Raw genomic sequence first — 14286 nt, 5'->3', positions numbered from 1 at the left:
CGTGCATGGCGTCTTCTCCTTCCGGCGTACGTGTCCGAATCGCCCCGTCTCCTACGGGGATGTTCCACGTGGGCAACGCCCGTTCCCTGCTCTACAACTGGGTGCTGGCGAAGCAGTCCGGGGGCACCCTTGTGCTCCGGATCGAGGACACCGACGCTGAACGCAGCAAGCCCGAGTGGGTCCAGGGGATCCTGGATGCGATGGCATGGCTGGGTTGCGGGCCCGAGGAGTACGAGGGACCGCTGTTCCAGTCCGCCTATGTTCAGCACCACCGTGACGCGATCGACAAGCTCCTCACCGCGGGGCAGGCGTACTACTGCGACTGCGTCCGTGAGCAGGTTGTCGCGCGCACCGGCAGCGAGCACAAGGGCTACGACGGCTTCTGTCGTGACCGCGGCCTGACCGCCGAGCCGGGCCGGGCCGTGCGTTTCCGCACTCCGGACGAGGGACAGACGGTCGTTCGTGACCTGGTCCGCGGCGAGCCGACGTTCGCCAACAACACCATCGAGGACTTCGTGATCGCCCGCGGCGACGGGTCACCGGTGTTCCTGCTGGCCAACGTCGTGGACGACATGGTCATGGGTATCACGCACGTGATCCGGGCCGAGGAGCATCTGCCGAACACGCCGAAGCAGCAGCTGCTGTGGCAGGCGCTCGGGCACGAGCCGCCCGTCTGGGCGCACGCGCCGATCCTGGTGAACGAGAAGCGGCAGAAGCTGTCCAAGCGGCGTGACCGGGTCGCTCTGGAGGACTTCCGTGACGAGGGCTACCTCGCCGAGACGATGCGCAACTACCTGATGCTGCTGGGCTGGGCCCCGTCCGGTAACCGGGAGATCCTGCCGTGGGAGGACCTTGTCGCCGAGTTCCGGCTCGAAGACGTTAACCCGTCGCCGGCCTTCTTCGACGTGAAGAAGCTTCGCGCCTTCAACGGCGACTACATCCGGGCGATGAGCGTCGAGGAGTTCACCGCCGCCTGCCGCCCTTGGCTGTACGGCGAGGCAACCCCGTGGCGGCCCGAGGACTACGACGAGGGCGTTTTCGCCTTGGTGGCGCCGCTGGCACAGACCAGAGTCAGCCTGCTCGCTGAGATCGTGACGATGGTGGACTTCCTGTTCCTGCCAGAACCTCCGGTCGACGACGCTGCCTGGGCGAAGGCGATGACCGGCGAAGCGGCGGTCGGCCTGCTGACCGATGTGGCTGCCGCTTTCGCCGGCGTTGCGTGGACTGCGGAGTCGCTGAAGCAGACGGTGGAGGAACTGGGCGCGGCGCGAGGGTTGAAGCTCGGCAAGGCGCAGGCACCGGTTCGTGTCGCGGTGACCGGCCGGACCATCGGCTTGCCGCTGTTCGAGTCGCTGGAAGTGCTCGGCCGCGACCGCACTCTGCAGCGCATCCAGGCGGCGATCGCCCGGCTCGGGTGAGCCTGCTCTACCTGCGACGGTGCTGATCCGCTTGATGCGGGTCAACACCGTCCGGTGCCATCAACGGCCCGTATCTCGCTCCCAGCAGCCGGTCTGCCGCCTCGAACACGGCGATGGTGACGGCTTGGAGATCCACGCCGTCAGGTAGGTCAGCACGGCGCATTCGGGCGGTCAGGACGGCTCCCCGTGCTCCTGGACCGATGTCGAGGACGCCATGCGGCTCGGCGTGTCCGGCGCTGACGAGGACCGCACCGAACCAGCGAACAGGCTCACGAACCAGGCGGTCGTTGTCTGGGAACGGAGCGCGGATCAGCAGTTCGCCGGTTTCCCGGAACGCGTGCGCCACGTATCGCCCGAGGGCCGGACCTGGCAGGTCGATCAGATCGGCGCGAGCCGCCAGGGCGCAGGCGTGTACCGCGACGCGAACCGTCGCCGGCAGGCTCTCCAACGCCGAGGTGACTCTGGTGTTGAGGTCGGTCGGGCGGAAGCCGTCGGGCGTGAGGATCCCGTCCACCGAGAATCCTCCGCGGTACGCCAGAAACGCGCGCAACTGGTCGCCGAGCTGCCGCGTCAATGCCGCCAGCGGAGCCTGCTCCGGTGCCGGCAGCGGGATGGAGCCCGCGCACAGGAACGATCCGTCTTCCTTTCGCTGCGGGACCAGCAACTCCAAGGGCGGGAAGACGGCCGTCGTATCCTTGCTGGTCAGCCCATGCAGGCGGCAGGGCCGTCCGGTCAGATGCGGCATGATGCGTATACGGAAGCGACCGTCATTGATCTCGGTGAGGGCGGTTCTTATGCCGCTCCCGCCCGCTGCGGGTGCTTCGCCGAGGCGTTGCCACGAGGCGACGATGCCACTGGTCGCCAGACTGTCCTGCTTCAACAGGGTGCCGGGCCGGTCGACGACCATCGATTCGGCCCGGTCCACGCCCATGACGTCCCACAGCGTGTCCACGACACTCTTGTGTTCGACGAGTGACCAGCTGGGGTGCTTTGCCGCGAAAAGGCGACGCTCACCGACGTCTCTCGGATCGAGCGGGTCGGTGACCAGGAGAACCGCTCGGCGTGCCGGGTCGAAGCCGTCGACCATCTGCGCGAGCGGCGATCGCCCGGACAGGGTGCCCAACAGCCTATGCCGAGCGGCCACCAGCTCTCCGGCTTCTCGGTGTGACGGGTGCGCGAGCAGCGGCGAGAGCTGAGGACCGTCGAAGGCCAGGACCAGCGCCGAGTTCACCCCGGCGGTCTCCAGCAGCCGTTGCCACGCCGGAACCTCCTCGTGCTGGGAGCAGAACACGATGACGTTCTCGCTGGCGAGGCGTCGGCGGAGGACGGCCGTGACCTGGTCAAACATTGGGCCACCGCTGCCGGCTGACAGCGTCCGTACCTCGAAGGATCAGGTTGGACGGTGTTCGGTGCAGGAGTTCGTACCGGTCGATGCCGAACGCGCGGTGCAGATGCGCGGTGCTGCGAGCAGGGACGGAATCGTCGTACTCGGCGATGACGATTCCGGGCCGGTGGCGATCAGGGTCGAAGGACGCCCAGACATCCAGCTCGGTGCCTTCGACGTCGATGCTGAGCAGATCGATGCGCTCGATGGCCGCCTCGGTGAGCAGGTCCTCCAGGGTGCGGCAGTCGATGGTGATCACGGTGTAGCCGACGCCGCGTTTGCCCAGTCCTGACCATGAGGGCTTGGCGTCGTACATGCTGAATGGCTGCGGTTCGGGTCGGCTGGCGACGGCGCACATCTGAAGCGCGCACCTTCTTCGGGCGAGAGCCTCCCGATTGCGTGGATCCGGGTCGACGCAGAGCCCGGACCAGCCCTGATCCTCGAAGTACAGGCTGTTGCTGCCGCGAACGCCGTCCCCCGCGCCGACGTCCACGAACACCCCTCGCCGCGGTGGGACGAGCCGCTCGGTGAGCCAACGGTCCTCGCCCCACTGGCTGGAGTAAGGGGCGGGCTGCGTGTAGGGGAGCATCAGAGTCCCCGTATCGCTCGGAGCAGCGCTTGCTCACGGTCGAGTGCCAGCCAGTGGGGATGCCGATACCGATGAGTCCGGTACCAGGAGGTGAGGTCAGCGATCGTCGCGGCGAGTGGGCGGGCGACGAAGCCCATGTGAGTGGCACGGTCGGTTCCGGTCCGTAGGTGGGCTCGGAACGGGTGATCCGTGGGCAGCCACAGTGGTACTTCCTGCCAAGGCAGGACACCGCGGGCCAGGACGAATTGCTCCGGGGCCCAGTGGAATTGCGACTCGCTGTGTCCAGCGGCCCGGATCAGGTCGATGAACTCGGCGAACAACGTGATCGGGCCGGCGACGTTGACCACGCCGGTCTGCTCGGAGTCGACCATCGCCGCCAGGAATCCGGCGACGTCCCGAACATCGACGAGTTGTACCGGCTGGTCCGGTCTCGCCGGAACGAGGACGCTCGTGCCAAGCAGCGCTCGGTCGAGCCAATAGGTGGCCCGCCCGGACGGGTAGCCCGGCCCGGTGACCACACCGAGCCGGACGACCAGAGACTGCGCCGGAAGCAGCGCAGCGCGGCGTTCGCACTGTACCTTCCCGCGAGCCACACCGTTGGAGTTCACCGGCACCGACTCGTCCGCGATCCGGGACAGCCCCGCCGCCTGGTAGACCCCGCACGTGGACAACAGCAGGTAGCGCGTGGCCGGGATGTTCTGACTCACGTCCATGTCCGAGGCCGTGTGCGCGCACATGTCGATGACCGTGTCCCAGCTGCTTTCCAGATCTGCTCGGGTCGCCGGGCCGGGTCGACGTCGGTCTCCGACGATGCTCGCCACACCGGAGACGACGGGACGGCGGCCCCGGCTGAACACCGTCACGTCGTGGCCCCGGTCGACACAGGCGGCGACCACGTGAGACCCGACGAAGCCGGTGCCGCCGATCACCAGAACCCGGATACCCATCAGTGTCCGACCGCCGTGTAGCCGAGCACGAGCAGCCGCCGTGGCTTGCCCGTCAGATTGGCGTCGCTCGCGTGCACCAGGGCCGCGTCCCACGCAAGGACCGTCCCGGCCTCGGCCGCCAGCGTGACCGCCTCGTCGTCCGGAGCCGACTCGTCCGGCACCACCAGGCCCTGATCCGCCGTCGGCACGTACTCGACAGGCCGGCGATGGGTTCCAGGCCAGACCCGCAGCGCGCCCGCCTCGGCCGGGCAGTCGTCCAGACACACCGCGACGGTCAACACCCGGCTGAAGCCACGGGCGGCGAAGTACGTCGCATCCGAGTGCTTGCGAACCTCTTCGCCCAGCACCGGCAAGGCCGCCCACGGCACGTCGGTATCCAGAGCCTCCTTGTAGGTGACCTTGTCCTCCATCAGCTCCACCTCGGCGCCGAGCAACGCCGACGCGATGGCCGGCAGCGCCTGGCCACGCGCCACGTCGCCGAAGGCCGGCGCCAGGTCAGCGACGGGCTTCACCTTGAAGACGTACGCCTGGCCGTCCGGCAGCCGCCACCAGGTGAGCCGGGGATGGGCCATCTGCTCGGCCAGGGTCGTCCCGACGACCTGCGCGAAGACGTGATCAGCGGCGTCGCTGAGAGCCTCGACGGTGACGGCTTCGAGAACGCCGGGCAGCACCACGTACCCTTCCTCGTTGAATGCGTTTCGCACCGAGGAACTGATCGGCACCGTGTCCATCAGTCGTCTCCTTTCACCGCGATCGGTACGAGAAAGTCCGCGCTGGGTTTGCTCCAGGCAGCCGGTAGGTCGGCTGGAGGTATGCGGTAGGGGACGGCCTGCCAGCCGGGGAAGTGCTTGTCCAGGACGTACGTCCGGGCTGCAGGCAGGTGCCTGCCGCTGTGAAAGAAGCTGAACCGTCCGCCGGGCCGCAGGGCCGGCACGGCAACATGCTCGACGAACCGGGCGAAGTCCGCGTCGGCAAGACCGTCCGGCGGCCAGGTGTCGTACATGATCGCGTCGAGGCTCGCCGGAGGCAGCGCGACCGACTGCCAAGGCCGTACCTCGAACGTCACCTCGCAGCGAAGCGCCGACCTGACCCGTGGAGCGACCAGCTCCACCACGCCCGGATGCGGTTCCACTGCCCGGTAGCCGCCGATCCGATGCGCGCCGAGCTGCTCGGCGAAGACTCCCAGCCCGAGCCCGACCTCGAGAACCCGGGGCGCTGCCTGGCCGGCGACCAGGCGGCGGGCATGCTCGGCCATGAGTTCGGCCTCGGCGAAGAACATCACGTAGGTGTCGTCCAGCCGCAGCCCTTGCCGGTCGATGACCGGGGTCCGGGATCGCAGCTGCTCCAGATGGCGGACATGGGCGTCGTCCAGCACCGTCGTCATGCCGACGCCCGCTCTCGGAACCGGGCGATCGGATCCTCGCCGAGAAAGCGCTCATGGTAGGACGGAGCAGTCCCGAGAGCCTCACGAGCGATCGCCTCGCCGGCGACACCGACCGGTCGATCACTGCGGATCAGCACATACGCCGGCTCATCCAGCCGACCACCGTTACGGGCGGCGACCACCACATCGGCGTAGACACCCAAATGCGCGAACAATCGACCAGCGATGTCACCGGCGATCGCCGTGTAGATCTTCCCGACATGGTGCACAGGATTCTTCCCGGCGGGCGCCTCGCCGCTGGCCGGCCGCAACGGCTCGATGACACCGTTGTAGCGGTTCCCCCGGCCCACCGCACCGCAGTCGCCCTTGCCGAGAGACGTACCGAACGGCGCCAAGTAGCCGCGGCCCGGGACGTCCTTGGTGTTCAGGTGCAACCGCGCTTCTCCCAGGGGAAGCGACAGGCCGTCGAGGAACTGCTTCACCTCGGTGCCGAGCTCGTCCTGAACGGCGTCCAGCCGATCGCGGTACTCCGACCAGGTGCTCACCGCCCCGGGCAGAAACGGAACGGCCGCGGTGACGTCCAGCTCGGCACCCGAGCGGACCACCATGACCTTCACGTCCGTGCCGGTGCCGAAACGGGAACGGAAGTCACGCCGAGTCAGCAGCGACTCCAACCAGACGGCAGTCTCCGCGGCCGCACCACGAGGGCCGCTTCCCGCGCACAGCACGGTGTCGTTCGCGACGGACTCGTCCGCCAGCACCTCGCGGACGGCAGCTGCCGTCCGCGGCTGGTAGAACTGCTCGTCATGATCCACAGCGGTGCCGGCGGTGTTGTTGACGTGGAGTCGCAGATGATCGAGCACGGTCTCGTCGCCGAGAACCTCCACCAGAACGCTCCGGGCCACCTCGCCGAACAGGTCAGCGAGCGGAAGACGCGTCCCACCCAGATGCTCGGTGAGCTTGCCGAACAGGTAGCCGTCGACCGGCTTGCGGATGTCGTAGCCGCCGAACCGGACGTCGGCCGCCGCCCCCACCAGATTGACCTTGTCGACCCAGTGGTTCGGCACCACGCCGAACTGCTCACGGCACAGGTGGACGTAACGCCGGGAGAAACTGTCCGCGACCAGGTCGGCGAGGCTGTCAGGATGGCCGATGCCCTTGCGTTCGGCGACATCGAAAGGCATCTGATCGGGACGGACGGCACCGAGGCCGGTCAGCACTCTCATGCTTGAGCCTCCGCCCGATCGGTTGCCGTTCCGGCGGTGACGGGAGGCTCCACCAGATAGGCCAGGCACTGCGACAGGACCAGGACACGTCGTGCCGGGCAAGCCGTGCTCTCCTGGGCGGGCCGGAACGTCCCGTCGTAGAGGTTGCCGTAGCTCGTCGGCACGGATGCGCACCTGCGTACCTCGCCGGTGACCGTGACCTTGAACGAACTCATGCCCGCCGTGCACGCCTGGCCGCGGAAGGCGAGCATCCCGTCCAGGTACGGGCGGTTGAACACGTACTCGCCGGAGTTCGCCAGGATCTGGTCCCGCTCTCCGTCGGTGTAGGACTCCGGGTAACGGCGGCCTTCGTATACGCCCTTGAAGACCTTGGCGCGGACCGGCTCCACGCCGAGGCCAGCCAGAGCTGCGAGATCCTCCCGGAGTCGCGGCAGCAACGGTGGATACAGAACGTAGAGGGAGACCACGTCGAAGCCGGCGGCCCGCAGGATCCGGAACGACTCGGCGTACGTCTCCAACGGCAGGCCGAGACGTTCACGCTCAGGCATGTGCAGCGCTGCCACGATCTTCACGACCCTGGCTGGATCGACCGACGCCGCGAAATCGGCCACCAAGTCGGGTGACGCCAGGTTCGTGTTGATGCTGATCCAGTTGCGGCGGGTCAGCCCGGCGCACAACCGCGCGAAGTCGGGAAAGAGGAACGGTTCCCCGCTCGACATGTGCACCAGTGAGGTGCCCTCCAGTTCCTCGAAACGGCGCACGACCAGATCAGCAGACGGCTCCTCCAGCGGCTTCTTGTTCAGGACGTACCGGATCTGCGGATGGCAGTACTCGCAGAAGAAATTGCACCTGTTCGTCAGGTGCCAGTCGAACTCCCACGCCCACGGCGCAGGGTCCGACGTCATCGCTGAGACGCGCATGATTCTCCTCCCCAGAAGACGACCAGCGCCGGGTTCACTTCGACGAAGGCCGATGTCTCACCCTCGCTGGGCGGAGCATCGTCATGGCAGCTCATCGTGGGGGTTCACGGTGGACCCCCACAGGGCCAAGGCCCGATATCGAGGGGTTCGCGGTGGACCCCCAACGTGATCTACCCAACGCCGGCGGTCGCACGGGATCGTCTATCCGCGCCGCCCGATCAGCCGGTCGGCAGCGCCTGAAGACGGCCCCGGGGTGGGCGTGAGGAGCCGCAGCGGTCTCCCCAGCAGCAGCGGCACCGGTTCCCGCCCGCCTCGGGGCTTCATGATCCTGGAACAGGAGACAACGACATGCGCATCCGTGCAGCGGACTACCTGGAACAGCGCGAGATCGACCATGCAACCGCCGGCCGTGTGAACCATCGATAGGCGGTCTGGCCATGGCGTACATCAACACCGCATATCCGAACGGCTCCGCGCCGACCCGGGGCCGGCACACCGCAGGCGCGGGATGGCAGGCCGGACCACGACGGCCGACCTGGCCGCTGGTCGCCGACGACCTGTTCCGGCTCGCCCACCGCGACCACGACGGCCGTCCACTGCTCGACGAGCACGTCACCGGTCTGGGTCTGGCCGCCGCTCTGCTGGCCGAGCTGGTGCTCGCGAAGCGGCTCGCGCTGCCGGGCGGGCAGGTGATGATCGTGGACACGGAGCCGCCGATCGACGCGCTCGCGCACACGGTCCTGGACCGGCTGGCCGCCGAACGAGCCGCCCTGCCGGTCCGGACCTGGCTGGCCTACCTCGCCCGGACCGCCCATCAGGACGTCGCCGAACGGCTCAGCCGGGCCGGACACCTCCGCAAGACGACCGAGCGACGACTGCTCGGGCGGCGGGTGCGCTACGTACCGACCGACATGAACACCGCCGCCTGGCCCTGGGCCCGCCTCTCCGGTCGCCTGCAGAAAGGCCAACCGCTGGACGGGTTCGACACCCTCCTCGGCGGCCTGATCCTGGCCACCGACCTGTACCGGACGGTCCTGCTCGGCCACGCCGCCGACCTCGAAACCGGACTCCGCGCCGCCGTCACCACCGCGCCCGCCCCGGTGCGGGAGCTGCTGGCCCACACCGAGGCCGCCGTCGGCGACGCGATCATCACCCGCCGCTGACCCGTCCGACCCACTCGAAAGGGACTCTTGTATGCCTGCTCAGCATTCCGCCGACACGGTCAGCGCTACCCTCGCGCGCAGCCGCCTGGGTGTGTGGCCACTGGTGTTCACCGTGATGGCGGCCGCCGCGCCGCTGACCGTCGTCGCGGGCGGCGCGACCACCGGGTTCGCCGTCACCGGGATCACCGGCATCCCGATCGCGTACGTGCTCGTCGCCCTGCTGCTCGCCCTGTTCTCCGTCGGCTACGTGACCATGTCCCGGCGCGTGCTCAACGCCGGCGCCTTCTACACCTACATCACCCACGGCCTCGGTAAACCCGCCGGCGTCGGCGCCGCGTTCGTCGCCCTGCTGGCCTACAACACGATGCAGATCGGCCTCTACGGCGGCTTCGGCGCCGTCCTCGCCCAGTTCCTCGACGACCGCACCGGCCTGCACCTGCCGTGGTGGCTGTGCGCCTACGCCGCATGGGCGATCGTCGGGCTGCTCGGCGTACGCCGCATCGACCTCAACAGCCGCATCCTGGCCACCCTGCTGATCGCCGAGATCGCCGTCGCGGTCATCTTCGCCGCCGTCCACGTCACCCACCCGGCACCCGGAGGCATCTCGTTCACCACCCTCGCACCGGGCAACGTGATCACCGCCGGGATCGGTGCCGCTCTCGCCGTGGCCATAGCCGGGTTCGTCGGATTCGAAGGCACCGCCGTGTTCAGCGAGGAATCCAAAGACCCCCACACCACCGTCGCCCGCGCCACCTACCTGGCCTTGACCATCATCGGCCTGCTCTACGCCTTCTGCGCCTGGGCCATGTCGGTAGCCACCGGGCCCACCCACATCGTCGACCAAGCCCGCGCCCAGGGCACCGAACTGATCTTCACCCTCGTTGCGCCGTATCTCGGGCAGACGGTCGTGGATCTCGGGCATCTGCTGTTCGTGACCAGCCTGTTCGCCGCGCTGCTGGCCTTCCACAACACCGCCGCCCGCTACTTCTTCGCCCTCGGCCGCGAAGGCGTCCTCCCCGCGATCCTCGGCCGCACCAGCCCCCGCTCCCGAGCTCCGCTGACCGGATCGTTGGTACAGACGGGTCTCGCGGCGATTGTGCTTGCCATCTACGCCATCGCCGGCTGGGACCCGATCGTCCGGCTGTTCTTCTGGCTCACCGTCCTCGGCGGCCTCGGCGTCCTGCTCCTCATGACCGCCACCTCCATGGCCGTCGCCGTCTACTTCACCGCACCCGGCAACCGCGACCACCTCGGCCCCGGCCGCACCCTGCTCGCACCGTTCACCGCAGCCATCGGACTCGCCCTGGTGGTGATCGTGACGCTCGACGAGTTCGCCACCCTGCTCGGCGTCGACCCCACCTCCAGCCTGAGCTGGCAACTACCCGCCACCTACGCCGTCGCCGCAGCGGCAGGCATCGTCTGGGCGCTGATCCTCAAGACCATTCGACCGCAGTCGTACGCGGCGATCGGCCACGGAGCCAACAGCACCACCATCGACCTACGCCCACCGACACGGGTCGGGCGGTGACCGCCATGCGCACCCACCCGCAGCTGGCCATCCGCACCGCGACCCCCGCCGACCAGCAGACGGTCAGCGAACTACTGGCCGAGGCGTTCCTGCACGGCGACCTCGCCGACTGGCTCATCCCGCACCTCGACACCCGCGCCCGCATCTACCCGCACTACTTCGCCCTGCACGTCGAACACGCCCTCACCCACGGGCAGGTGGAAATGACCGCGGACGCCACGGCCGTAGCCATCTGGTATCCCATCGACGCCGGACCGCTACCCGAACTGCCGGACTACCCGCAGCGGCTCGCCGACATCACCGGCCGATTCCACCAGCGATTCGCCACCCTCGAACAGACCATGCACGACCACCACCCGTGCGACCAGCCACACCACTACCTCGCCTTCCTCGCCGTACACCCCGACCAGCAACGACACGGCCTCGGCGGCACTCTGCTCCAACACCACCACGCCCGGCTCGACGCCACCGGAACAGCGGCTCACCTCGAAGCCACCGGAGTACGAAATCGGCGCCTCTACGCCCGGCACGGCTACCTTCCACGGCCTACGTTCTCTCTCTCGGATGGCCCGGCGCTTTATCCGATGCAGCGCACACCAAGATCGTGAGTGAGCAGTAGCTCCGAGTATTGACGCCGCTGCGCTGTCCGTAACTTCCAGCAGCTCAAGAGGAGGGTCGCCCACGGCGACCGTCACGCCGAGGTCCTGCAGCATGTGGGGCGCCCGTGGGCACTCTCGGTGCTACCGCGGTTTCCGAAGCTCATCAATCGACGGCGAGTCCCAGCAGGCCGCCCGACGTTGACAACAACATGACCCGGATCCGCGCCACCTCGTACGTCACCCGCACGACCCCTGCTGGCCCGCAACTACTCGTTTTCGACTATCCCGCCCACCCCGACGCCGGCATCCACCTGCCCGGTGGCGGAGTTGAACCAGGCGAACGGCCCGACACCGCAGCCATTCGGGAGGCCGTCGAGGAAACCGGTATCACCGGCCCGCTCGAACTACACGGCGTCGTCGGCGTCCAACAAGGCACCTACAACACCGGCGACCCGTACATCAGCATCTACTTCCACCTCACCACCACAGAAATCCGCGACACCTGGACTCACGTCATGATCGGCGATGAGGGCGTATGGGACACCGGTCTTGACGTCACCTGTCGATTCATCCCGCTGGCCGACGCCGAGCCGGTGCTCCGCACGAGCTGGCACCGGCAGGACGAGTTCCTCCACCTTCTGGATCAGCCTCCGAACGGCAGAAGCGTCACTGCTGGCGCTCGCAACTCATCGTGATGCCCCTGTGTAGCGGCGGCACGGTGCGAGGAGCGCAACGGATTACTGAGCTTTTGAGGTCAGGGTCAGGGTGGGGCCAGTCCGCTGGTGGCGAGGAATCCGTAGGCGAGGGTAGGCCGGTACTGCATCCGTTTGAGCCGGTTCTTGGCGATGCGGAGTAGGTCGTCGATGCCGCCGGGGGCGAGGTTGGCCATGCCGCGTTTGAGGCTGGACCACATGTTCTCGACGGGGTTGAGTTCGGGGGCGTAGCCGGGGAGCCGGTAGACGCGTAGCCATGGTCGGGCGGCGATCAGGGCGCGCATCTTGGCGGACTTGTGCTGGGGTAGTCCGTCCCAGAGCAGGATGATCGGTGCGTCGAGGTGTTGGTGGGTGGCGTCGAGCAGTTCGGTGAAGTGGTCTTCGCCGAAGCCTTTCGGTTCGCCTTTGCGTCCTCGGTGGACCATCGTGCGGTAGATGATGCGCGGCTGGTGGCCGTCGCGGTAGGCGACGATGCCGGCGAGGGAGAGTTTGCGGCCGCCGCGGCCGGCGACGGTGACGATCGGGGTGTTGCCTCGCCGGGCCCAGGTGCGGGCCCGGGCTGGTCTCAGCGAGATGCCGGATTCGTCGGCGAAGCAGATCCACGCGCCCAGCCTGCGCGCGACTCTTTTACCGCGGGCCATTGGTAGCGCTTGAAGTGTTCGATGGCCTGTTCGTCGCGTTCGGCGGCGCGGCTGATCGGTTGTTGTGGGGTGTAGCCGGCGCGGCGCAGTGTCTCCCAGACGGTGGCGATGCTGACGGTGAGGTGGAACATCCGGCCGATGAGGGTGCGGACCCGGGCCAGGGTCCAGCGCTGGTCTTCGTTCCAGCCGGCCGCGGCCGGGCCTTGTTCCAGCTTGGCGATCAGTTTCTGCACCTGGGCGGCGGACAGCACTGGGTCGGGTCCGGGTGCCCCTTTGGAGGCCAGGGCCTGTTCACCGCCGGCCTTCCAGGCCCGCCGCCAGGCGTAGGCGGACTTCGTGGAGATTTCCAACTCCGCGGCTACCTGTGGTGCGCTCACTCCGGCGGCGAACATTCGTGCTGCTTGCCGTCGTACCTGTTCCCGGCGGGCGCGTTGCTGCGGGCCGACCCCGCCACCGTCCCCGTATCGCATGCCCTAACTAGATAGTACGACCGAACCGGCAGGAATCACCCAAAGTGGCGATGTGGACATGAGAGTGACCTCGACTCCAGAAGCTCAGTAGGCGCTCTTTTCGTCGCTAAAATTGCCGTTACGTCTGGTATAGCTCCGTCCCACAGGAAACCGCAGTGACCTTCTGTGACGGGGCATGATACGTTTCGACCTCCCATGAGTGCGGACGCGGGGCGGTGGCATGGAGGCTTTGCTAACTGAGGACCCGCAGCAAGTCGGCCCCTACAAGATCGTGGGCCGGCTGGGAGCCGGCGGCATGGGACAGGTCTTTCTCGGCGTCTCACCGACGGCAGACCGGGTAGCCGTCAAGGTGATCAAAAGCCAGCTGCTCGACGACACGGACTTCCGGGAACGCTTCGCCTTGGAGGTCGTCAACCTAAAGACCGTGTACGGCGCCCGGGTCGCGCGATTCGAGGGTGCCGGTCTGGATGACGAGCCACCCTGGCTGGCGGTTGAGTACATCGAGGGGCCGACGCTCAAGCGGCACGTGGAGCGTTCGGGAACGTTGGATGTCACCCTGGCAGCCATGCTCGGCGCCCAGTTGGCCGACGGCCTGGGCAAGATTCACGAGGCCGGCGTCCTGCACCGGGATCTCAAACCGCAGAACATCCTGCTCGGTAAAGACGGCCCCAAGGTCATCGACTTCGGGCTGGCAAAGGTGCTCCTGGACCCCGACCACCAGGTGACCGAACCTGGTCACTGGATCGGCACCCTGGCGTATATGTCACCCGAGCAGGTACGAGCCGAGAACGACCTGGACGCGTCCACAGATGTGTATGCACTCGGCGCGACGCTCGCCTACGCGGTTACGGGGCGCCTGCTGTATCCGGGGCCGGGCGGCATCGTGATGGCCCACCGCATCAGCGACCCCGTAATCCAGCCCGACCTGACCGGAGCGCCGCCGGAGCTGGTGCCGCTTCTCGGCCTGATGCTCGCTCACGAGCCGACTGCCCGGCCTGGCGTGAAGGTGGTGCACGACCAGCTCATCGCCCTGGCCAAGGCAAGCGGACAGTCCGTGCCGGCTATTCGTCGACGCCTGATCAAGGCGACGTTCGACGCGCCGCCACCGATCGTTGTACCGCCCGAGTTGTCGGATCCGCGCGCCGACCCGGAAGATGCCGGAGACCGACCGGACCCGGCTACCGAGCCGCCGAAGCCCAAACCAGCGGAGGTGGACGTGAGCTGGCTCGCCGACGAACTCCGGACCGCATACGCCCGGGACGCGGCTTTCTAACGAGCCCGGACAGATAGCCACAAGCGATCAC

Annotated in this window: 15 protein-coding genes; 6 read left to right on the top strand and 9 right to left on the bottom strand. The window is 67.8% G+C overall.

Annotated elements, in window-relative coordinates:
* Positions 1 to 5 precede the first annotated feature (5 nt).
* Positions 6 to 1418: a glutamate--tRNA ligase gene (gene gltX, locus J5X75_RS29450; RefSeq protein WP_208470781.1), complete on the top strand. Its 1413-nt coding sequence runs from the start codon at positions 6 to 8 to the stop codon at positions 1416 to 1418.
* Between the two features lie 7 nt (positions 1419 to 1425).
* Here the strand turns inward: gltX and J5X75_RS29445 are convergent, their stop codons facing one another.
* From J5X75_RS29445 to J5X75_RS29415, 7 genes are all read right to left on the bottom strand, one after another.
* On the bottom strand, positions 1426 to 2766 hold the full coding sequence (locus J5X75_RS29445; protein WP_208470780.1) for a hypothetical protein: 1341 nt from the start codon (positions 2764 to 2766) through the stop codon (positions 1426 to 1428).
* Positions 2759 to 3295, bottom strand: a complete 537-nt coding sequence (locus J5X75_RS29440; RefSeq protein ID WP_307798328.1) for an FkbM family methyltransferase — start codon at positions 3293 to 3295, stop codon at positions 2759 to 2761. Before J5X75_RS29440 ends, J5X75_RS29445 begins: the two co-directional genes overlap by 8 nt.
* 95 nt (positions 3296 to 3390) lie before the next feature.
* The gene (locus tag J5X75_RS29435) at positions 3391 to 4338 is read right to left on the bottom strand and encodes an NAD-dependent epimerase/dehydratase family protein (protein WP_208470778.1); all 948 of its coding nucleotides are present in this window, start codon (positions 4336 to 4338) and stop codon (positions 3391 to 3393) included.
* Positions 4338 to 5069 carry a phytanoyl-CoA dioxygenase family protein gene (locus J5X75_RS29430; protein WP_208470777.1) on the bottom strand — a complete coding sequence of 244 codons (732 nt, stop codon included), beginning with the start codon at positions 5067 to 5069 and terminating at the stop codon, positions 4338 to 4340. Before J5X75_RS29430 ends, J5X75_RS29435 begins: the two co-directional genes overlap by 1 nt.
* The gene (locus J5X75_RS29425) at positions 5069 to 5722 is read right to left on the bottom strand and encodes a class I SAM-dependent methyltransferase (RefSeq protein WP_208470776.1); all 654 of its coding nucleotides are present in this window, start codon (positions 5720 to 5722) and stop codon (positions 5069 to 5071) included. The genes J5X75_RS29430 and J5X75_RS29425 overlap by 1 nt, the downstream gene beginning before the upstream one ends.
* Positions 5719 to 6948 carry a methionine adenosyltransferase gene (locus J5X75_RS29420; protein ID WP_208470775.1) on the bottom strand — a complete coding sequence of 410 codons (1230 nt, stop codon included), beginning with the start codon at positions 6946 to 6948 and terminating at the stop codon, positions 5719 to 5721. The genes J5X75_RS29425 and J5X75_RS29420 overlap by 4 nt, the downstream gene beginning before the upstream one ends.
* Positions 6945 to 7853: a radical SAM protein gene (locus J5X75_RS29415; RefSeq protein WP_208470774.1), complete on the bottom strand. Its 909-nt coding sequence runs from the start codon at positions 7851 to 7853 to the stop codon at positions 6945 to 6947. Before J5X75_RS29415 ends, J5X75_RS29420 begins: the two co-directional genes overlap by 4 nt.
* 452 nt (positions 7854 to 8305) lie before the next feature.
* On the opposite strand from J5X75_RS29415, the gene J5X75_RS29410 reads away from it, so the two are divergent.
* The 4 genes from J5X75_RS29410 to J5X75_RS29395 all read left to right on the top strand — a co-directional run bounded on the left by J5X75_RS29410 (position 8306) and on the right by J5X75_RS29395 (position 11853).
* Complete coding sequence (locus J5X75_RS29410) at positions 8306 to 9031, top strand: GOLPH3/VPS74 family protein (RefSeq protein WP_208470773.1); 726 nt, start codon at positions 8306 to 8308, stop codon at positions 9029 to 9031.
* Positions 9032 to 9062: 31 nt separating this feature from the next.
* Positions 9063 to 10559 (top strand): APC family permease, encoded by a 1497-nt coding sequence (locus J5X75_RS29405; protein ID WP_208470772.1) that lies wholly within the window; start codon positions 9063 to 9065, stop codon positions 10557 to 10559.
* A gap of 5 nt (positions 10560 to 10564) precedes the next feature.
* A complete protein-coding gene (locus J5X75_RS29400) occupies positions 10565 to 11167 on the top strand; it encodes a GNAT family N-acetyltransferase (RefSeq protein WP_208470771.1) in 603 nt (200 codons plus the stop codon).
* Positions 11168 to 11367: 200 nt separating this feature from the next.
* Positions 11368 to 11853: an NUDIX domain-containing protein gene (locus tag J5X75_RS29395; RefSeq protein WP_208470770.1), complete on the top strand. Its 486-nt coding sequence runs from the start codon at positions 11368 to 11370 to the stop codon at positions 11851 to 11853.
* Between the two features lie 65 nt (positions 11854 to 11918).
* Here J5X75_RS29395 and J5X75_RS29390 read toward each other — a convergent pair whose 3' ends face one another.
* Entirely contained in the window at positions 11919 to 12512 is a 594-nt protein-coding gene (locus tag J5X75_RS29390) for a transposase (RefSeq protein ID WP_208470769.1), read from the bottom strand.
* Entirely contained in the window at positions 12437 to 12982 is a 546-nt protein-coding gene (locus J5X75_RS29385) for a winged helix-turn-helix domain-containing protein (protein ID WP_208470768.1), read from the bottom strand. Before J5X75_RS29385 ends, J5X75_RS29390 begins: the two co-directional genes overlap by 76 nt.
* Positions 12983 to 13202: 220 nt before the next feature.
* On the opposite strand from J5X75_RS29385, the gene J5X75_RS29380 reads away from it, so the two are divergent.
* Positions 13203 to 14255 carry a serine/threonine protein kinase gene (locus tag J5X75_RS29380; RefSeq protein WP_208470767.1) on the top strand — a complete coding sequence of 351 codons (1053 nt, stop codon included), beginning with the start codon at positions 13203 to 13205 and terminating at the stop codon, positions 14253 to 14255.
* The last annotated feature ends 31 nt before the right edge of the window (positions 14256 to 14286 follow it).

Origin of the sequence: Actinoplanes flavus (assembly GCF_017592555.1) — a bacterium.
GTDB lineage: Bacteria > Actinomycetota > Actinomycetes > Mycobacteriales > Micromonosporaceae > Actinoplanes > Actinoplanes flavus.
Note: the sequence above shows the minus strand (reverse complement) of the source record. Positions and strands in the feature narration are given on the sequence as shown.